Below are 21,140 nucleotides of genomic sequence, written 5' to 3'. Positions count from 1 at the left end.
CTCTCCTTTATGCAACGAATATCCATTGTTATTCATTGACAAGTGCTTTCTGTTTTTTTGATACAGATAACATTTTTTCTTTCTTCTTTGACATTACCTCTTTATCTGAAATCCGTAAAGAAAATAGTAATGCTACAAGTAAAAACATTGCTGATCCAATTAATGCAGCCTGATATGGTAAGAAATCTGAATGAGCATTATTTTGTACACTATTGTTTCCAAAACCGGCTAGTATACTAGCTAAAACAGCGACCCCTATTGCAGATCCTAATCGATTTTGCACATTAAATATAGTAGTCGCTCTCCCCATAGAAGGTGGCGCTATATTGTTAAATGCAGAAAATTGGACTGCTCCAACAGACTGACCTAAGAAAATACCTATGCTAAACAATAATGCCCGTATTTGCCATGGATTCGTATCGTGATTTACAAAACTTAATAAAACGAAGATAATCGCCGTACAAATTAAGCCAATAGAAATTACTTTACGAGCTCCTAATTTCTTATATGACCATGGTACAATTTGTGACGATATCATTAATCCAATCGCCTCCGGGAATGTCGTAAGACCTGATTCTAGTGCGGAAACTCCTATTACATTTTGATACATAAGCGGAAAAATAAATAACATTCCTAGCAAACCAGCGGATGAAAACAATGAAATAAGACTCATTTTTCTAAAGACTGACTCTTTTAATAAGCGTAAATCTAACATCGGTTGCTTTACTCTAAGTTCTACAATGATAAACAATACAACGAATACAATCCCAGCTATCCCAGTACTTATAATTTCTGGGGAAACCCATCCTTTTGATGGTCCTTGACTGAGCGCATAGATAAGCATCGAAAACCCTGGTGCTGAAAGAATAAAACCGAGAGAATCAAAGCGACCAGCTGATTTTTCAATATGCTCTTTTAAAAATAGTAGACCGAATAGTAACACTCCTATTCCAAATGGTACATTAATATAAAATGACCAGCGCCAAGACATTTGATCTACAAAAAAACCACCAATAATTGGTCCTACTGCTGGTGCCACAGCAATTGGTAACACAATAAATCGAGAAATTTTCGGTCTCTCCTCTGGTGAAAATGTTCGAAATAACATCGCCATCCCAACTGGTGTTAAAAGCCCCCCGCCAGCACCTTGCATAATACGAAAAATATTCAATGAAGTAATATCGTTCGCTACTCCGCATAATGCAGACGCAGTTGTAAATACGAAAAGAGCAATTAAAAATACCCTTTTTGTACCGAAGCGATCTCCTAACCAACCGGAAATTGGAAGGAAAACAGCTAGGCTAACTAAATACCCAACATTAACTGTCCCCATTGCGGATGGCGGCACTTGTAGTTCTTTACTTATCGTTTGGAGTGCTACATTCACAATTGTTGCATCCATTGCAGCCATAAACATCGCTGTTATATATACGATGCTTACAACTACTTTTGGATTTATTTTTGCCTTCATTATCGTTTTCCTACTAATATTTTTTCGCCAACTTGATTACTTTTTGGATTCAAATCTTCCCAGTTATTTTCAACATATTGTAAACAATCATTTCTACTAGCCTCTTCATGTACAACATTCCAACCAATAGGTACGTCAAGAAAGACAGGCCAGAGAGAATACTGGCCCTCCTCATTTTTTAATACTCTATATGTGTAATTATCATTTTCAAATGGATTCGTCATACTGTACTTACCCCTTTCTTATCCTGCAAATATTTCGCTAATACTTGTCCAATTTCTGTAAGTGGTCCTGGTTGACATAAATCTTTATGTCTACAATCAATATCGTATTGTACAATTTGCCCATCTAAATAATTTAGCCACGTATTTGGAGAAATAGGATCAAACCAGTCTGGTATAACAGTAGATCTAAAGAATAAAATATCTCCGTTATAAACTTTCGGTACATATTTCCCTAACAATCCTACCGAATTTACATATGTTTCTTTCAAGTTCAAAATAGTCTCTTCTTCAAGACTTGCTAATGCACTTCCATCTTTACGAAGTATTTCTACTGCACTTTCCATCGTAAGTGGTTTACCATCCATGTTATCTGGATCGTATCCCCCTAAAGCAAGTAATGCGATTAATGCTTCTTCTTCAGTAGGTGCTTCCGTATTCGGTAAAAAGTGACCAGGATAAGAATCTAGCATAACGAGTAAGTCTACTTCTTCCCCTTCATTTTGCAGTTGCGCCGCCATTGCATGCACAACATTTCCTCCAAGTGACCAACCGAGTAAACGATATGGTCCGTGAGGCTGTACTTCACGAACGTGTTTTAAATAATCCGCTGCCATTTCCTCTAAACTTTTTGGAAGTTCTTCATTTTTAGCGATACCACGTGCTTGGACACCGTAGATTGGATAATTTGTTCCTAAAGATTTCATAAGTCCTGCATAGCACCAACTTAATCCACCTGCTGGGTGTACACAAAATAGTGGCAATTGTTCTCCGCCCGATCGTAATGGAAGCAACACATCGAGTGCACTTTGACCATTTCCCATCTCAAGTCTCTCAGCTAATCCCGCAACGGTTGGTGCTGCAAATAAAGTGCCAATGTTTAGTTCCACTCCAAGCGCTTCTTTCATGCGGCTCATAAGCTGCACTGCAAGGAGTGAATGGCCACCAAGATCAAAGAATCCGTCATCAATTCCAATTTGAGGTACACTTAGCACTTCTGTAAACAAGTCACATAACATTTCTTCTTGTGGTGTTCTTGGACCACGACTAGAAGATGATGCGATAAATTCTGGAGCTGGCAATGCCTTTCTATCTAATTTACCGTTTGGAGTTAAAGGTAACTCATTTACTACTACAAAAGCGTATGGAATCATATAATCTGGTAAACTACCACTAGCAAACTGACGCATTTCATTCGTATCAATTGCTTCATTATTTGATGAAACGATATAAGAAACTAACCGTTTATCCCCTGGTTGATCTTCACGTACAATAACGGCTACTTGCTCAACTTTAGGGTGCTTCATTATGACCGCTTCTATTTCCCCTAATTCAATTCGGAATCCACGAATTTTTATTTGATGATCTGCACGTCCTATATAATCTAGCGTCCCATCTTGACGCCAACGTGCTAAGTCTCCTGTGCGATACATTCTTGTACCTGGCTTACCAAATGGATCTGCGATAAAGCGCTCAGCCGTTAATCCTGCTCTTCCTAAATAACCACGAGCAAGCCCAGCACCTGCAACATACATTTCTCCCACTACTCCAGGTGGCACTGGTTGTAAATAGTTGTCTAATACGTATACTTTAAGGTCTGGTATACTGCAACCAATTAAACTATTCGCGCGTAAAGAAACAATATTCTCATCTAACTCAATATAACTAACATGTACTGTCGTTTCTGTAATACCGTACATATTAATAAGCTTTGGTGCGTTTTGAGGATGTCGACTATACCAATCTTCTAATCGACTTAACTCAAGTGCTTCTCCTCCAAAAACAACATATCGTAAAGATAATCTTTGACCAATTTCTTCATTTTCACGATCCGCTTGCATCAATTGATAGAACGCTGATGGAGTTTGGTTTAAAACAGTAACCTTTTCCTTAACAAGAAGTTGTAAAAATTCTTTCGGCGAACGACTTACAGTATGTGGTACTATGACTAGACGCCCTCCGTATAATAAAGGTCCCCAAATTTCCCAAACCGAGAAATCAAAAGCATAGGAATGGAACATCGTCCAAACATCATTTCCGTCAAACTGGAACCAATGATCAGTTGCTCCTAAAAGTCTCACTACATTTTGATGAGGTATCATAACGCCTTTCGGTCTGCCCGTTGACCCTGACGTATAAATAACGTAAGCAATATGTGATGGAGATAATGGCTTAATTCGTTCCACTTCATCAATATTGTCTTCACTATATTTCTCAACCTCTGCTATTACTTTTACATTATCAACTAAAACTTTTAGTGCCTCATTACATTCAATTTCCACTTCTGAATTCGTTAAAACACATGATGGTTTCGCATCGTGTAGCATAAATGAAATACGGTCTGCTGGGTAATCTGGATCTAACGGAAGGTATCCAGCACCAGCTTTAAGAACAGCTAATAAGCTTACAACCATATTTAATGATCTTGGCATCGCTAAAGCAACGAGTTGATCAGGACCAATCCCTTTTGCTATTAGGAATCGAGCTATTTTATTTGCTTTTCTATTTAACTCTTCATATGTTAATTTCTTATCTTCAAAGACAACAGCAATAGAATTTGGATTTATATGAGCCTGCTTTTCAAATAATTGTGGCAATGTCATTTCTGGTGCAATTTGAAAACCACCATTCCACTTTTCTAACACTTTATTTTTCTCTGCTAACGTTAATATTTCTAATCTACCAATTGATTGATCCGGATTCTCTGCTACATCATCTAATAACAAAATGTATCGTTCTATTAATTTTTGCACCGTTTCACGTTTATATAAATCAGTACTAAACTCTAATAATCCGTGTAAACCGTTTGGATTACCATCAACGCCGTTACTCTCGCTAATTTCAAATGTTAGATCAAATTTCGCAGAGCCGACGCTTTGAATTTCAAGGTTCGCTTCTATATCAGGAGCATCAAAGGTTGCTTCTGGCGTATTTTGGAAAGCTAACATAATTTGAAACAGCGGATGACTATTTCGAGTACGTACTGGGTTTAACACTTCAACAAGTCGTTCAAATGGAACATCTTGATTTTCATAAGCTGCAAGATTTACTTGCTTCACTCTATTCAATAATTCTTTAAAACTTGGATCTCCTGATGTATTTGTACGCAACACTAATGTATTTACAAATAAACCGACTATGTCAGAGAGTGCATCATCGTTCCTTCCAGCAATCGGACTTCCGATTGGTATGTCAGTACCTGCACCTAATCTTGTAAATAGCGCACTTAGTCCTGCTTGCAATACCATAAACAAACTAACTCCATTTTTCCGTGCAAGCTCTACTAACCTACTATGCATACCTGCATCTATATGAAAATGAATTGTTTCTCCTCGGTAACTCGTTTCAACTGGACGCTGGTAATCTGTAGGTAACTCCAATTGATCAGGTAGTCCCTTTAGCTCTTTCTTCCAAAACTCTAATTGTGTTGAAATGAGACTCTTTTCTGTAGTTTCATCACCTAACAATTGCTGTTGCCAAAGTGCATAATCTGCGTATTGCACTGGAAGTGTTTCCAGCTGTGCTCTTTCACCTTGACATCGAGCTTTATATGACGTTGTAAAATCTCTCGTTAACGGTTGTAATGACCAGCCATCCCCTACAATATGGTGCAATAGAATTAGCAATACATGTTCGTTTTCATTCACTGTAAATAGTTGCAAACGAACTGCTGGTTCAACATCGAGGTTAAAGCTATACCTTACCGCCTCTGCAAGCACATTTTCTAATTCCTCTTTACATGTTTTTGTTTTAATCATTTCTAGATTTAAATTTTCCATATCTAAAATTTTCTGATAGGAACTACCTAATACGTTAGGGAAAATCGTTCTCAGTGTTTCATGTTTCTCGACTACATCATAAAAAGCACCTTGCAATGCTTCCTCGTTCAACTTTCCAGACAAACGAATGACTAACGGAATATTATAAGTAGGGCTTGGACCTTCTAAACAATTTAAGAACCATAACCTACGCTGTGCAAATGAAAGTGGAACTTCATTTGGTCTGCTTACTTTCTTAATAGCTGGTCTTGCGCTTTTTGCTCCATCCAGTTGCTTCGCTAGTTCAGCAACAGTTGGCGATTCGAATAATTTTCCAATTCCTAATTCAACACTTAACGTTTCACGAATTCTTGCCATTAAACGAGATGCAAGAAGCGAATGGCCTCCCATTTCAAAGAAATTATCATCAATGCTAATGCGAGAAACACCAAGTACTTCTGCAAATAAATCACATAATATTTCTTCTTTCGGATTTCTAGCAACTCTCTCCTTGTTCATTTCATTAAAATCAGGAGCTGGTAACTTCTTTCTATCAACCTTTCCATTTGGTGTTAATGGTAATTCTTCTAACAACACAAACGCTGATGGTACCATATAATTCGCTAAACTTTCTGAAATATAAGAACGGATTTCTAAAAAGTTAATAGGATCCTTCTCTTCGGCAACGATATACGCAATGATTCGTTTATCATTTGGGCGATCTTCTCGTACCATTACTACTGCTTGCTTAATATTTTCATGCCTTTGCAATACCATTTCAATTTCAGCTAATTCAATTCGGAAACCACGGATTTTTATTTGATGATCTGCTCGGCTCATGTATTCCAGCACACCATCGTTACGCCATTTCACAAGATCACCCGTGCGGTACATGCGCTTCCCTCGTTCTCCAAAAGGATTTGCAACAAATCGTTCAGCCGTTAACTCTGGTTTTCCTAAATAGCCGTTTGCAAGCCCCTCCCCTGCAATATATAATTCACCAATTACTCCAGGTGGGACTGGTTGTAATCCTGCGTCTAATACATATACATCTGTACTCCAAATCGGTTTTCCAATAGGAGGTATACCACTTTCTCTTTCATCGATGTTCATGACAGTAGACCAAATCGTCGTTTCAGTTGGTCCATATAAGTTTGTAATAGTACAACCTAATTCTTTTAATGTTTTTGCTAAATGAGATGGAAGTGCTTCACCACCAACAAGCACTTTTAGTCCTTGTAGCTTCTCTGGATATTCCGTTAATAACGCCTGCCAAAGCGTCGGTGTAGCTTGCATAATTGTCGCTCTTTCTTCTTGCAACAATGCCGTTAACGCAGAAGGTTCTTGAATTACTTCTTTTTGTGCGATTGTTAAACTTGCCCCACTAATAAGAGGCAAATAAATTTCGAGAGCTGAAATATCAAACGCAAATGTTGTAACTGCTACTAAATGATCGTTTTCATGTAATGAAAACATATCGTCCATGGCCAATAAAAAATTACTTAAAGCTTTCATAGGAACAATTACACCTTTTGGATTGCCAGTTGAGCCTGAAGTGTAAATTGTATAAGCTGGGTTTAAAAGTGATTCATCATTTCTAAATGGTAGATCCATATGAGAATATGCTTTTAATACTATTTTTGTTTCTTCGCTATCTAATTCGATTTTTTTCATATCATTTTCTATAACTAATGCAGATGAATGTGTGATGATACACACTGGTTTTGCATCATTTACAATATAATTGATTCGTTCAGCTGGATATTCAGGATCTATCGGTAAATACGCTGCACCAGCCTTTAAAACTGCTAGCATACTAACTACCATTTCTATTGATCTTGGAAATACTAAAGCTACAAACTGATTTGGACCTATTCCTTCTTCTACTAAATAGTGTGCTAGTTTATTTGCTCGTTCATTTAGCTCATTATACGTAAAGTCTAATCCGTTACACGTAACCGCTATTTTACTTGGATTTTTTTGTACTTGTTTTTCAAATAATATAGGTAAAGGGATTAACTCTTCAGCTTCTTTAGTTTCATTCCATTCGAATAAAACTTTTTGATTTTCTTCAGGAAGAGTAATGTTTATGCTTCCAATCGACGCATCTTTTTCATAATCATTTATCACTAATTCTAATACATTCATAAATCTTTCTTTATGCAATGCTAGTTCCGCGCCATTATATACTTCCGGATTCGCATCAAAATGAATCATTAACTCATTTTCATCGAAACGTTTATAAACATTTATCGATAAATCATCGACAGGTCCTGCTGATAAATTATGTGTAATACCACGATTCCCAGCAAAGTTAAGCCCATAATCAAAAGGCATAACATTCACTAACGGCCCGAATAACCTTTGATTTTCACCTAGTAACTTTAAGTCTCTTCTTAATTCCTCATGACGGTATTTATGATGACGACGTACGTCTCGAATTTCTTTAGAAACTTGCTGTAATAAATCCGCAACAGTTATATTTGGTGTTACAGTGAGACGAAGTGGTACTAAATTCATTACCATACTCGGTGTATAAATAGATGCAGAACCTAGGCGCCCCATCATCGGTAAACCTAAAACAATATCATTTGCACCTGTTAATTTATGCATATATATACTTGTTACAGCGACAATAAATTCTGGCCAACTTGTTAGCGAAATATTAATATCGTCTAGTAAAGTTTTCGTGCTAGAACTGGATAAATAAGCTGTTTCTCGTAAAAATCCATTTGATGTTCTCGGTGCTCGTTCTGCTAAGCTTACAACTTCTGGTTCATCTGCAAACTTTTCTAGCCAAAAAGCGCGGTCTTCCAGAAATTGTTTAGAATCACGATACTCAATATCTTCTTGTACAATCTTTGAGAGAGAACCAAATGGCTTCTCTTTCTTATTTGTTTCTTCTATAAGTGTTGTATACTCTTTCGCTACTTTTTGGCTAAGAAGTGAAAATCCATAGCCATCCATCACAATGTGATGGATGCGCTGATACCAAAAGAAACGATTATTTTCAACTTGAATAAGTGCTTCAGTAAATAATGTATCTGTTTTCAAATCGACTGGCATAGATAAATCATTTTTCATCCATACTTTAGCAGCTTCTTCAGGATTTCCTTCTTTACGAACGTCAATAAAATGCATATGGAAATTTGACGATTTCTCAATAACTTGCCATGGGCCAATTTCATCCTCTTCGAAGCGAACATGAAGTGCTTCTGTTTCCATTACAACTTTACGTACAGCTAATTCAAAAATGTCTTGATGAATATTTCCGTTTATTTCTACATATTCCCCAGTATTATAAATTGGATTAAGCGGATCTAATTGTTGCGCAAACCACATACCAGACTGCGCAGATGATAACGAATGACGAATCTTTTGACTGTTAGGCATTCTTTACTACCCCTTTATTATGTAGTCTATTTGTTACAGCACCTGTGCTGTTTGTGAAGATAGTAAACTGTACCAACCTGCAACAGTTGGATGTTCTGCTAAATCTGCAAAAGTAATTTCTTTCCCTTCACGACGCCACTTCTCTACTAAACTCATAATTCTGACCGAATCAAGCCCTCTATTTAATAAGTCCTCATCAATATCAATACTCTCTACTGGCTCACGAAGTAGTTGTGCAACTAGTTCATGCACTTCCTGTATAGTGATTCCTTCACTCTCATCATCTTTTACACTTTGTAAATCGTTTAACAGTAGGTTTGTTGATGTCGTTACTGCACATCTATTAGATGCATACTCCAATGCTTGTTTATGATGCTCTAGTGAAAAATCAGCAACTGCATCTGCTACAAAGAACGGCTCTATACCATCCATAAATGCTTCACAAGCTGTTAAAAGACAGCCAATATGCGCATAAATACCGCAAATAATGAGTTGATCTCTTCCTTGTTCATTTAAAATTTCTAATAGATTTGTCTTTTTAAATGCACTATATCTCCATTTTGTTAGGAATATATCATCCTCATCAGGAGTAAGTTCATCAACAATTTTCTTTTTATCTGGTCCAGCAGGTATACCGTCACCCCAAAAGTCTTGTAATAAACCTCGTTGTTCTAACGTTTGCCCACCAGGTTGTGCTGTATAAACAACTGGTATACCAAGTTCCTTACATTTTTCTCTTATTACCTTAATATTTGAAATGAGTTCTACTTTTGGCGATTCTTTATCGCTATATGCATCAAGAAAATATTCTTGCATGTCATGGATTAAAAGAACCGCACGTTTTGGATCTGGCGTCCAGTTCACTTTATTTTTTGGTAGTTCGGATTCAACTGGCATTTTGTATACTGAAATAGATGGGATAGCCATCTAATCACTTCCTTCCGATTTTTATTATTGTTTTACTGTAATAAGTTTTTCAGCAATGACTTTACGTAGTTCTTTTTTGCTGACTTTTCCGACTCCTGTTTGCGGGAATGATTCAATAAATTCAATTCGATCTGGAATTTTATAAGCCGCTATACCACGTTCTCTTAAAAACATTTTTAATTCACTTACTGCCGGAACTTGTCCGCGAGCTATAACAAAAGCACAGGTGCGTTCACCTAAATAATCGTCAGGCATAGATACGATTGCTACGTCATGGATCGCATCGTGTGCTAATAGATGATTTTCAACTTCTTCCGCAGCAACTTTCTCACCACCACGGTTAATTTGATCTTTATCTCTTCCTTCTACAATGATGTATCCTTGTTCATTTACTTTTACAAGATCACCTGTGCGATAAAACCCATCCTTTGTAAATGATCGTGCATTATGCTCTTCGGCTTTATAGTAACCACGAATTGTATATGGACCTCGTGTTAATAAACTACCTACTTCGCCCGGTTGTACATCGTTGTCATTTTCATCAACAACTCGTACTTCATCGAGTGCAGACATTGGTCTACCTTGTGTATGAATAATAATTTCTTCCGGATCGTCTAATCTTGTATAGTTCACTAATCCTTCCGCCATACCGAATACTTGCTGTAACGTACATCCAAATGTAGGGCGTATACGTCTTGCAACCTCAGCGCTAAACTTAGCACCACCTACTTGAATAACCTCTAAGCTCGATAAATCGGCATTACGAGAAGATGCAGCATCAAGCCAAATCATTGCTAATGGCGGAACAAGCGCTGTAATTGTAACTTTTTCTTTTTCAATAAGAGCAAAGGCCTCATCTGGACTACCACCAGTTGCCAATACCACTTTTCCACCCGCATAGAAAGTTCCAAATGTCCCTGGAGAACTCATTGGGTAATTGTGTGCTACTGGAAGAACTGCCATATAGACGCTTTCTGCATTCAAATTACAAATTTTAGCGCTAACACGTAAACTATAAATATAGTCATCATGTGTTCTAGGAATTAATTTAGAAAGACCTGTTGTGCCTCCTGATAATTGGAGAAATGCAACATCACTTGGCTGAACTTCTGGTAATGAGACGGGATCCATATACAGATCATTTATGTTCACAAACTCTTCTTCTTCTCCCACTACAATTACATGTTGTAAATTTGGCACTTTCTCTTTCACTTCTCTTGCTAGTTTTCGATAATCAAAACCGAGAGCCTTATCTGAAATAACGTAAGCGCTCGCCTCGCCAAACTCACAAAAATAACTAATTTCACTGCTTCGATGTGACGGCAGTGCAAAGACAGGAAGCGCTCCAATTCGAAATAGTGCAAAACATATTTCGAAAAACTCGATAATGTTAGGTAACTGGATTACAACTCTGTCCTCTTTCTTTATTCCTAAATTCAGTAAACCTGCTGCTAAACGATCTACCTTTTTATTAAGTTCACTATATGTTATATGCTTCTTACCACTTACAACCGCGATTTGATCTCCATATTTCTCAGCCCGCTCTCTTAACACTCCTCCAAATGTTTCACCAAGCCAACATCCTTCTTCTCGGTAACGATCGGCAAATTCTTTTGGCCATTCTGTATAACCTACTAGCATTCTTTCTTCCCCCTATTTTTCATTCAGTGAACTATCTCTTAACCCTAAAGCTTTTAGCATTGTTTGGAACTTAGCTGATGTTTCTGCTAACTCATCTTCTGGTTTTGACTCAGCAACAACTCCAGCTCCTGCATATAAACGAAGTGTATTTTCTTGTACTTCAGCACAACGAATTGTAACAATCCATTCTCCATCTCCATTTAAATCGCTCCATCCTAGCATTCCTGTAAAGAACTCGCGATCAAATGGCTCAATATGCTGTATAGCCTCTCTTGCTTTTTCCATCGGCGTTCCGCAAACTGCTGGAGTAGGATGAAGGGCAATTGCTAATTGTAAAGAAGAAGTATTTGGATCCTTAAGTTCACCTTTCACTTCTGTAGACAAATGCCACATCGCTTCACTATGAATAACTGATGGCTTTTCTGGAACATGTAATGTATGACAATACGGACGAAGTGCAGCGGCAACCGCTTCCACTACTACCGCATGTTCATGTAAATCTTTTGGCGAAGAAAGTAATTCCTCTGCTCTTCTTTTATCTTCTACTGGATCCTCACTACGTGGCCTTGAACCAGCTAACGGGTTAGAAATAACTTGCATACCATTACGTGAAACAAGTAATTCAGGACTTGCTCCAATTAGCGTCTTACTGTTCTCTTTTTCATCTTTTGGTAAATTCACAGCAAATATATAACCGTGCTTATTATGCTCTGCTAATTCTCGCAGAAGTTTTTGCTTATCAATCTTTGCGGAAGATTCAACATCTAACGATCTGGATAGAACGATTTTCTTTAAATCACCATCCTGTATTTTTTCAATTCCTTGCTTCACACCATTCATATAAACTTCAGGGTCTGGCATTGGCGTCATTTCAAATGTTGCGTTCTCATTTGTTTCAAGCTGATTTGTTGTATCCAATTGTAAACGCTCAGAAATTCTACTATATTCTGGTACGATAAGTTGGACTTCTTTTCTACGATCAAATGGCAAAGCACCCACAACGATAGGATTTGGATTTCCAGCTTGTTTCGCATTACTTAATGTCGCTTGCACAAGCTCTGAGAAGCTTTCAATTTCACGATGCTTTACTGTAGTAAACTCTCCTTCTGCTAATATCGTTCGAGTTGGTGAAGCAAAAAAGAATGAAGATTCAGTCTTATAATCTTCTAAAAGTTTTTCTGACAATTCCTTTACAGCTGTATGTTCATTCATAGTATAATAACCTCCTGAATTTTTATTAAACTCCTAACGTAGCACCGCCATCGACACATAAATTGTGCATTGTAATATGACTTGCTCTATCTGAAGCTAAAAATAACACTGCTTCAGCAACTTCTGAAGGTTGTGCAATTTTTTGTAATGGAATTCCGAGTCTATATGTATTTTGAGAACCAGCAATTATATTTTTAGCTCCATTCTCATCAGCCCATAGTAATCTTTGCATCTCAGTTTCAGTAGAACCTGGAGAAACTAAGTTGCAGCGTATATTGTATGCCGCAAGCTCTAGTCCTAAACATTTCATAAACATCGTCGTTGCAGCTTTTGATGCAGCATACGCAGCCATCTCGACTCTCGGGGTATTTGCTGCATTTGAACCAACTGTAACAATTGCCCCTGACTTTCTTTGCATCATACGTTTACTTACTGCTCGGGACATATAGAAAACGCCTGTAGAATTTACAGAGAATGTTTTATTCCAATCTTCATCACTTAAAGAGTGAATCGCTCCCATACGTAAAACCCCTGCAACATTTACTAATATATCTATTGGTGCTATTTCATTTTCAATATCATTTACCATCTGTTCAACTGCGGTACTATCACTCACATCTAAACGAAACGTTTTCATATGTGTTTCATTTAAGAGTTCGTTTAATCCCTCTTCATTTAGATCAACCGCAATAACTGTAGCTCCTCTTTCTAAAAACATTTTTGCAACAACACTACCTATACCTTGGGCTGCACCTGTTACTAAAACCGTTTTTCCATCAAATTCCCCTAAGTTCATTTCCTCTATCCTTTCCTTTAAAAATTAATCTAATTAAGCAAATAATGATAATGATTATCATTATCGATGTAAAAAATAATACACTTACTAAACTAATAGGTCAAGTGTACTTTTCATCAAATTAATATTTATTGATAATGTTTTTCATTTAATGTTGTTACACCGAAATGATAATCTTTCTCAATATACTTGTCAACCTATTTTTATTTTTCAGATAAAATATTTTACTACTTCTCCATACAATTACATCTAAAAGCATTTCTAAGTACTTACATTAAAAATTTAATTCATACTCCTCTTTTTAAAATTGAAAAGGATTAAGTGTAGATGCCTTCAAGTATAAAGCCTTACCAAAAATTCAAATATATATTTTCTCAACATTTTTCTGAAAATACCGAGAAAATATATCTTACAATTACCGATTCATGACGCGTTTATAATTTAAGATTTAATACGTATTTCAAATATAATATATCACCTTTAATATTCCAATATAATCCAAACAGCTATTCCACTCATTTTTACACCTCAAAGATTCCAAAGAAAATATATCCTCCTTAAAATAATTCATAAAAAAAGCACCCTATTTAGCAGGATGCTTTTTCGTACTTATAGTCAGAAGATTCGTTCACTTATGCTACGCTGCGATACTCTTCTTCTTGTTCTTTTTTCTGTTTAGGTGCTTGAATTAATATTGCGATAATAAATGATATGACACATAATACGCCGATCACCATGAATGTTGGTTTGAATCCACCTAAAAGTGCACCGATAAAGGAACCTGCAAGTGCTCCAAATCCAAATCCTTGATACACAATTCCGTAGTTCTTACTATGGTTTTTCATACCGAAGAAATCACCAACAATGGCTGGGAAAATTGTGATATTTCCACCAAAGCAAAACGCTACACTTGCTACACATACGAAGTAAATACCGTAATTTAAATCTACGAAACTTAGAACTAAGACTGAACTCGCCATAACAACAAAAGTACCAGTAACGATTTTTAAACGACCGATTTTATCTGATAACGGTCCTAGAATAATACGACCTAATGTATTGAAGATTGCAACCATAGCCACCGCATTAGCTGCCGTTGCTGCGCTAAGTCCTACAAGTTGAACACCAATATCTTTTACCATACCAATTAAGTATAAGCCACTCATACATGATGTAAATAACATAATAAATAATAAGTATACTTGTTTTGTGCCTAACATTTCTTTCGTTGTATATTCATGAGTTTTTGTTTCATGAACTGCACCTTGATCAGCAGCTTGATGGATTAAACAAGCTCCAAGGACAATCATAGCTGTAACAATTAAACCCCAGTATATAAATGCTTGTGATACACCAACTGATTCAATTAACTGTGCGTTAACATATTTAAAGATTAAGCTACCTGAACCATACGCCGAGACAGAAATACCAGCTATTAAACCTTTACGCCCTGGAAACCACTTTATTAAATTGGATAATGAAGTAATATATGCTGTACCATCTGCATAACCTACAACAACTCCTGCTAGTACATACAGCAATATTAATGAAGAAGCTTGTGAACTAAGTACTAATCCAAGTCCTAATGCTAATCCAGCTATCATAATAAGTTTACGAAGTCCCCATTTTTCTTGTAATTTACTCGCAAATAAAGTTGAAAATGCTAAGGATAGACTCGTAATTGAGAAAGTTATAGCAACTGCGTTAAGACTCCAACCGTATTTGCTAACTAAAGGCTGATTGAATAAACTCCACGTATATATTGTTCCAAGCCCCATTTGTACGATGACTGTACCGAGGACAACAAGCCATGGATTAACATTTGATTTTTTCATACCTTTCCGCCTCCTCTTTCTATTTCAATGCTTTTCGCTAAATTATGTTTTTTCATGTTCATTTTGGTCACCTCTTTTGATTTAACACCTTCATTGTATAAGATGTTTCCGCTTATGTAAGCACTTACAAGACAGAGCGTCAAAAACATGGAATCAGTTACAGAAAACGAAGGACGAAATACAAAAAACTACTTATAAAATACAAAAGTAGCCTTTATAATATTTTGTTCAATACGACTTACAATTGTTATTTCATCTTTTTTTATAAAAATTATGTCTCACATTATACAATTTTTATATTTTAATTTTCCTATAAAAATATTTTTACACTACGATGTACTTTATTTTTTATAAAATAAAAAATATTTTATTGATAAACAAAACTAAATATTCACTAATATATCTATAAGTGGTTTAATATATATAATAAAAAAATATTTCTGTCTTTAATGAGGAGGTACTATGAAAGCAAACGTAGGGGATACTATACTTTTTCAACGAAATAATTTAAAGATTACAGGATCTGTACTAAAACTTTATACTGAATCGGTCTTAGTTGAAATTACAAATGTAAGCGGTGGTACTTTTGAGTTTGAACGAACAATTGTAAATCACAAAAACTATAAAATTTTAAATGCGAATACATAAAACAACACAAAATAGCCCCTGCTCATAAGCAGCGGCTATTTTATATGAAAATACTTCATTAATTTATATATCCTAAAACACTTACAATCTTACTCGCTTTTAAATTATTAATGTGGTAATAAATTTCTAACCCTCTTCGCTCAGCTCGTAACACTTTACCTTTCATTTTTGATAAATGTTGCGAAACAGTCGATTGTGGAATATTCAGTAATTCTGTTAATTGTGTTACATTACAAGTTTTTCTCGTGCTTAATTCATTTACAATTTGTAAGCGGATTGGGTGCGCCATAATTTTTAAAATATCTACATCTTCTTCTGAAACTAAAGTTTTTCTCATCTCACTCGTATATGTTGTCATAAGACATTCCCCTTTTATATGAATTCCTATTATTTTTATCTATTTCCAAAATTTTTAAAACTCTGATGTGAAACCTTTATATAAAAATAATAGAATTTTAAATTTTTGAAAACAGAACGAAATACAATTCATTTTATTTATTTGGTACATATACATAATACAATGTTAATATGTGCTCTATGTGAAGTTAGCATAAATTTATAATGAAGATTTTTCAAATAATTCACATCTAACTATATACTTCTTCATAACACTATCCAGTGATTTTAACATATTTTAGGCATTTGTATATACTATCTAAAAAATAATGTTGATTAGGGGGAGTTCAAATGCCAACAAATCTACAAGAAGAAGTTGAAGAAGCGCGCGACACATATGTCAGCCGTATTATATTAGTTAGTGGATCAGCTTTATTTTTAGTAGGTGGAGTTATATCGGCAATTTCGGCATTTAAAACCTATAATCGTCTGGAGAATACACCGCCTTCTACAGATAACTCGTAGGTGCATTGCCTCATTCTGAATAACAAACAAATGCCGTCTCTATAAAGAGGCGGCATTTGTTTTATCATAAATTCTATACTAGAAACTCGTAAACAATTCTTTAAATATGAATTACAATTAAACTTACTTCACCACAAACCTCGTCTGACTACACCCATCCTTCTGCTTCGTTACTTCTAATACAGCTGGCATTGCGTTTTTCAGCTCTTGAACGTGTGAGATGACACCGATAAATCGGCCTGACTTTTGTAAGTCTATTAAGGCGTCAACAGCTTTTGTTAATGATTCCTCGTCTAATGAACCAAAGCCTTCGTCGATAAACATCGTTTCGATGGAAATACCGCCTTCATATGCTTGAATGACGTCTGCCATTCCGAGCGCTAAGCAAAGCGATGCATTAAATTTCTCACCGCCAGATAATGTTTTTACATCACGTGTTTGGCCAGTGTATGCGTCGTATACATCTAATCCTAATCCACTTTGACGATTTCTCTTTTCAACTCGCTCACTTCGTTTTAAATAAAATTGTCCATTTGATAATTTACGTAATCGTTCGTTTGCAATTTGAACAATTTGTTCTAAATACTCAATTAAGATGTAACGTTCAAATGATATACGGCTTTCATTATCACCTTTCATTACTTCATATAAATCAACGAGTTCTTGGTAAGCTTTTTCTTCCTCATGAATTTGCTCATCGATACGTCTAATATTTTCATGTAAATCAGAAATATATGTTACCGCATTTTGCGCACGTTGACGTTTTTCTTTAATGATATCAAGATTAATTTCTAAATCTTTTATATGTTCACCTAAAGCAGAAATATCCATATACTCTTTATCTTTTAATTCAGCTTGTAACTCTTCAATTTGTTTTGCAAGTACTTCAAGAGATGAGTAATAGCTTTGAATTTCTTTTTGTAACATATCCATCTCGGCATCACTTAATTTGGCCTCTTTATACGTGGATTGATCTGTAAACCCGCACTGCTCAAGCTCTTTCATAAAGCGCGCGAAGGTCTCTTCTTTCTTCAATTTTGCACTTTCGAATTGATTTGAAGCACCTTCTTGTTCTGCTTGAATACGTATATTTTCATTTTGCCAATGTTGATACGCTTCCTGCACTTTCTTCCATTCGTCTTCCATTAATTTGAGTTCATGCATAGCTTGGTCAAACTGGATTTTCCAAGCTTGTACTGTTTGTAAGCTTTCAGGAATATTTTTCTTATCATGTTCATATGACGTACGAAGCTGCATACATTCCATTTCTATACGGTGCTGCTCTATTTCTATCTCACGCTTTTGCTTCTGAATTGCATCTACTTTTTCTTCTACGCTTTTTAAATTCACAGCTGTTTGCTTACGCGTTTCTTCGCTTGCTTTTAACGTATTCACTTCAGTTGCTAATTGTTTTCCCTTTTGAACAAGCGCGCTATATGTTTCAGCTAATTCTTCTGAACGATAGCCTCGCTTCTTAACCTCTTCTATTACTTGCTCATATTGAAGATGATAGAAATTCAATTTCTCCTCTAATTGTACATGTAATTTTTCAGTGATATTCTTCCCGTCTCTTAAATCATTTAACTCCTTTTCGTCAATCGCATCACTTTGCTCTGTAGCTTTTTTCGGATGGTCCGTGCTACCACATACTGGACAAGATTCACCATCATGTAAATGAAGAGCTAATATACCAGCTTGTTCACTTAACCAGCGACGCTCCACATTTTCATATGCGTTCACTGCCGCTTGCATGTTATTATATGCCGCTTCTTTTTCTTTCTCGAATTTTTGTTTTTCTTGCCAAACATCATATGCTTGCTTTAATACTTTAGCATCTTCTCTCATATTCGTTAGTTCTTCTACTTTATCTACATATTGCTCAAGTGCTCGTTCTAATTGTTGCAATTCACTAGACATTAACTGCTTTTGATTTGTATGCACCTCTAATTGTTGCTCTAAGTTTTGCATACTTTCTTTTAATTTCCCTACTTGAACTTCTGCATTTTGTAAATTCAATTGTTTCTCAGCTAATGATGCAATAATCGGTTGTAACTCTTCTAATCTTTGAATGAGTTTTTTTGCATTTTCTCTCTCAAGTTCTTTATTCTTTACCTCTTCATATTTCTCCTGAGCAAGTTCGAAGCTCTTCGTTATATTTTCTTTTTTGGCGATTATTTGTTTTAACAAACTTTCAACCTTCTGCTCATTTTGCATTGCCTCTTCGTACCACTGCTCAAATGGTAATAAGCGCTTAGCTTGTTCCGCACGTATAAAAGATGTTTCTTTCATTTCAATCACTGTACGGTTTTCTTGTAAAGTATTATATTTCTCATTCTTTTGTTGTAAATCTATAAATTTCTCATTTACAGATTTCGCTGCATGAAAACGTGTTTCAGCATCCTTTAATTGTTTCGTTTGAACATCTTGTTCTACTTGTAATTGCTCCACCTCTGCCTTATACGCAGCTGTCTCTTGTTGTAATGCCTCTACTACTTGATGCGTATTTACATGGTCTTGTTCGACTAATGTCTCTAATAATGATCCATCACGAATTGGTAATTTAAAAACATTACGGAAATATAACTCTCGCTCTTTCTGTTTTTCTTGTAAGACGTCTTTCCATTGTTTTCGTTTTTGATCAAGTAACTCACGCATTAACTTATAACGATCTGTTTTAAAAATACGACGCAAAATTTCTTCTTTGTTTTCTGTCTCAGAAGTTAATAATTTTCGAAATTCCCCTTGCGGTAACATTACAATTTGGCTAAATTGATGTTTGCTTAAACCAATTAAATCTTCCACTTTTTTATTTACATCCGTTACATGGAAACGATCAACAGCTGGAACCTGCTCATCATCAATCACTTCATATAATTCTACTGCATGTCCCGTAATCGTCTTGTTCCCTTGTTTTTTATGCCCAAGTTGGCGTTTTATTTCATAACGCTTTTCTTTTAGCTGAAAGGTTAGTTCTACACTTGTATACGTATTGTCATCAGCAAATTGACTGCGAAGCATGCTCGTATCACTACGTTCTTCTCCGCTTGCCTCACCGTATAACACATAACAAATCGCATCAAAAATCGTTGTCTTTCCCGCCCCTGTATTCCCAGAAATGGCGAAAATACGATGATCTCCAAGATCGTCAAAATCAATTACTTCTTTCTGTTTATATGGGCCAAATGCCGTCATAATTAGCTGAATCGGTCTCATCCTCGTTCACCTTCCCGTTCTTGCACTGTTTGTAATACTTCTACAAATAGACGTTCTTTCTCTTCTGATAAATCTAAGCCTTTCATTTCTTTATAAAAAGCCTTTAATAGAGATAAATCATCCGTTTTATGTCTTGACACAGTTACTTCGTTTGACTCTGTGAACTCTCGTCTTTGAATAGATCTTTCAACATGCATTGCATTTGGATAAACAGAACGTATTTTTTCCATTGGTTGCAAGACAGGATTTTCATCTAATAATTTTACAAACACGTAATCTTCACTTACTGGATGTTGTAACAATTCATCTATTTTCGCTTCTACTGTTCGCATTTTACGGCGTGGTGTAAGTAACCTTTTTTCAACTGTTACTTCACCCTGCCCGTCCAGTTCCACAATGTAATATCCTTTTTTATGTTTTTCTTCAGAAATAGAATATGCAAGTGGTGAACCTGAATATCGAATTGTCTCATTACGTACGAAATGCGCTTGATGTAAATGCCCAAGCGCTGTGTAATGAAACTTATCAAAATAATGACTATTTACGTATTCAGCACCACCAATTGAAAGTGGTCGTTCTGCGTCACTTGTATTCTCCTCTGCTTCGCCCGCAGAAGTTACAAATGCATGACCAACAAATACGTGTCTTGCTTCTTGATCCATCGTTTCAGAAAGTTCATTCATAAAAATACGCATTGCATCATCATGAGAACGTACGTCTTCATTTTTCAATACATGTCTAACTATGCTTGGATCCGCATATGGAATGAGGTGGAAGTGAACCTCTCCATGTTCATCATTTAATATAATTGGCTCATATGGAAATTGAAATTGACCTACAATAAATAATCCTTGTTTCTTCATTAAACTACTTCCAAAATGAATACGATCTGGACTATCATGGTTTCCTGCAACTGCAATAACTGGCGTTTGTAAATCAATCACAATTTTTTGTAAAACATCATTTAATAAGTCTACTGCTTCTGTAGGTGGAATTGCTCGGTCGTATAAGTCCCCTGCAATAATTACAGCATCTGGTTTTTCTTCCTCAACAGCTTGTACAAATTGATCTAATACAATCTTTTGATCTTCAGTCATATACACGCCATGAACAAGTTTTCCTAAATGCCAATCCGCTGTATGAAATAACTTCATATTTTCTTTC

General features: G+C 35.9%; 13 protein-coding genes. 2 read left to right on the top strand and 11 right to left on the bottom strand.

Going from position 1 to position 21,140, the window contains the following annotated elements; translation table 11 throughout:
- Positions 1–28 precede the first annotated feature (28 nt).
- The 8 genes from AC3WTI_RS02595 to AC3WTI_RS02560 all read right to left on the bottom strand — a co-directional run bounded on the left by AC3WTI_RS02595 (position 29) and on the right by AC3WTI_RS02560 (position 15,254).
- Positions 29–1,471 carry an MDR family MFS transporter gene (locus tag AC3WTI_RS02595; protein WP_097841484.1) on the bottom strand — a complete coding sequence of 481 codons (1,443 nt, stop codon included), beginning with the start codon at positions 1,469–1,471 and terminating at the stop codon, positions 29–31.
- On the bottom strand, positions 1,471–1,695 hold the full coding sequence (locus tag AC3WTI_RS02590; protein ID WP_087956410.1) for an MbtH family protein: 225 nt from the start codon (positions 1,693–1,695) through the stop codon (positions 1,471–1,473). Before AC3WTI_RS02590 ends, AC3WTI_RS02595 begins: the two co-directional genes overlap by 1 nt.
- Positions 1,692–8,843 (bottom strand): non-ribosomal peptide synthetase, encoded by a 7,152-nt coding sequence (locus AC3WTI_RS02585; protein ID WP_097841483.1) that lies wholly within the window; start codon positions 8,841–8,843, stop codon positions 1,692–1,694. The genes AC3WTI_RS02590 and AC3WTI_RS02585 overlap by 4 nt, the downstream gene beginning before the upstream one ends.
- A 33-nt stretch (positions 8,844–8,876) precedes the next feature.
- On the bottom strand, positions 8,877–9,770 hold the full coding sequence (locus AC3WTI_RS02580; protein WP_097841482.1) for an isochorismatase family protein: 894 nt from the start codon (positions 9,768–9,770) through the stop codon (positions 8,877–8,879).
- A gap of 24 nt (positions 9,771–9,794) precedes the next feature.
- The gene (locus AC3WTI_RS02575; protein WP_097841481.1) at positions 9,795–11,411 is read right to left on the bottom strand and encodes a (2,3-dihydroxybenzoyl)adenylate synthase; all 1,617 of its coding nucleotides are present in this window, start codon (positions 11,409–11,411) and stop codon (positions 9,795–9,797) included.
- Between the two features lie 12 nt (positions 11,412–11,423).
- Complete coding sequence (gene dhbC, locus AC3WTI_RS02570) at positions 11,424–12,623, bottom strand: isochorismate synthase DhbC (RefSeq protein ID WP_097841480.1); 1,200 nt, start codon at positions 12,621–12,623, stop codon at positions 11,424–11,426.
- Positions 12,624–12,648: 25 nt separating this feature from the next.
- The gene (dhbA, locus tag AC3WTI_RS02565) at positions 12,649–13,419 is read right to left on the bottom strand and encodes a 2,3-dihydro-2,3-dihydroxybenzoate dehydrogenase (protein WP_097841479.1); all 771 of its coding nucleotides are present in this window, start codon (positions 13,417–13,419) and stop codon (positions 12,649–12,651) included.
- 632 nt (positions 13,420–14,051) lie between these two features.
- Complete coding sequence (locus AC3WTI_RS02560) at positions 14,052–15,254, bottom strand: L-lactate MFS transporter (RefSeq protein WP_097841478.1); 1,203 nt, start codon at positions 15,252–15,254, stop codon at positions 14,052–14,054.
- Positions 15,255–15,716: 462 nt separating this feature from the next.
- Between AC3WTI_RS02560 and AC3WTI_RS02555 the strand changes: the two genes are divergently transcribed.
- The gene (locus tag AC3WTI_RS02555; RefSeq protein WP_097841476.1) at positions 15,717–15,902 is read left to right on the top strand and encodes a YkvS family protein; all 186 of its coding nucleotides are present in this window, start codon (positions 15,717–15,719) and stop codon (positions 15,900–15,902) included.
- A gap of 58 nt (positions 15,903–15,960) precedes the next feature.
- Here the strand turns inward: AC3WTI_RS02555 and AC3WTI_RS02550 are convergent, their stop codons facing one another.
- Positions 15,961–16,260 (bottom strand): ArsR/SmtB family transcription factor, encoded by a 300-nt coding sequence (locus tag AC3WTI_RS02550; protein ID WP_097841475.1) that lies wholly within the window; start codon positions 16,258–16,260, stop codon positions 15,961–15,963.
- Between the two features lie 329 nt (positions 16,261–16,589).
- On the opposite strand from AC3WTI_RS02550, the gene AC3WTI_RS02545 reads away from it, so the two are divergent.
- On the top strand, positions 16,590–16,763 hold the full coding sequence (locus AC3WTI_RS02545) for a hypothetical protein (protein ID WP_097841474.1): 174 nt from the start codon (positions 16,590–16,592) through the stop codon (positions 16,761–16,763).
- Between the two features lie 123 nt (positions 16,764–16,886).
- On the opposite strand, the gene AC3WTI_RS02540 is transcribed toward AC3WTI_RS02545, so the two are convergent.
- Complete coding sequence (locus AC3WTI_RS02540) at positions 16,887–19,976, bottom strand: SbcC/MukB-like Walker B domain-containing protein (protein WP_097841473.1); 3,090 nt, start codon at positions 19,974–19,976, stop codon at positions 16,887–16,889.
- A complete protein-coding gene (locus tag AC3WTI_RS02535; protein WP_097841472.1) occupies positions 19,973–21,130 on the bottom strand; it encodes an exonuclease SbcCD subunit D in 1,158 nt (385 codons plus the stop codon). The genes AC3WTI_RS02540 and AC3WTI_RS02535 overlap by 4 nt, the downstream gene beginning before the upstream one ends.
- Between the last annotated feature and the right edge of the window lie 10 nt (positions 21,131–21,140).

This window comes from Bacillus sp. EB106-02-03-XG38, assembly GCF_058792175.1.
This window is presented reverse-complemented; position numbering and strand designations above follow the sequence as displayed.

Bases quoted from the DNA above. Each gene is read 5' to 3' on its own strand.
- AC3WTI_RS02595 (WP_097841484.1), bottom strand. From the start codon at position 1,471: ATGAAGGCAAAAATAAATCCAAAAGTAGTTGTAAGCATCGTATATATA.
- AC3WTI_RS02590 (WP_087956410.1), bottom strand. From the start codon at position 1,695: ATGACGAATCCATTTGAAAATGATAATTACACATATAGAGTATTAAAA.
- AC3WTI_RS02585 (WP_097841483.1), bottom strand. From the start codon at position 8,843: ATGCCTAACAGTCAAAAGATTCGTCATTCGTTATCATCTGCGCAGTCT.
- AC3WTI_RS02580 (WP_097841482.1), bottom strand. From the start codon at position 9,770: ATGGCTATCCCATCTATTTCAGTATACAAAATGCCAGTTGAATCCGAA.
- AC3WTI_RS02575 (WP_097841481.1), bottom strand. From the start codon at position 11,411: ATGCTAGTAGGTTATACAGAATGGCCAAAAGAATTTGCCGATCGTTAC.
- dhbC (WP_097841480.1), bottom strand. From the start codon at position 12,623: ATGAATGAACATACAGCTGTAAAGGAATTGTCAGAAAAACTTTTAGAA.
- dhbA (WP_097841479.1), bottom strand. From the start codon at position 13,419: ATGAACTTAGGGGAATTTGATGGAAAAACGGTTTTAGTAACAGGTGCA.
- AC3WTI_RS02560 (WP_097841478.1), bottom strand. From the start codon at position 15,254: ATGAAAAAATCAAATGTTAATCCATGGCTTGTTGTCCTCGGTACAGTC.
- AC3WTI_RS02555 (WP_097841476.1), top strand. From the start codon at position 15,717: ATGAAAGCAAACGTAGGGGATACTATACTTTTTCAACGAAATAATTTA.
- AC3WTI_RS02550 (WP_097841475.1), bottom strand. From the start codon at position 16,260: ATGACAACATATACGAGTGAGATGAGAAAAACTTTAGTTTCAGAAGAA.
- AC3WTI_RS02545 (WP_097841474.1), top strand. From the start codon at position 16,590: ATGCCAACAAATCTACAAGAAGAAGTTGAAGAAGCGCGCGACACATAT.
- AC3WTI_RS02540 (WP_097841473.1), bottom strand. From the start codon at position 19,976: ATGAGACCGATTCAGCTAATTATGACGGCATTTGGCCCATATAAACAG.
- AC3WTI_RS02535 (WP_097841472.1), bottom strand. From the start codon at position 21,130: ATGAAGTTATTTCATACAGCGGATTGGCATTTAGGAAAACTTGTTCAT.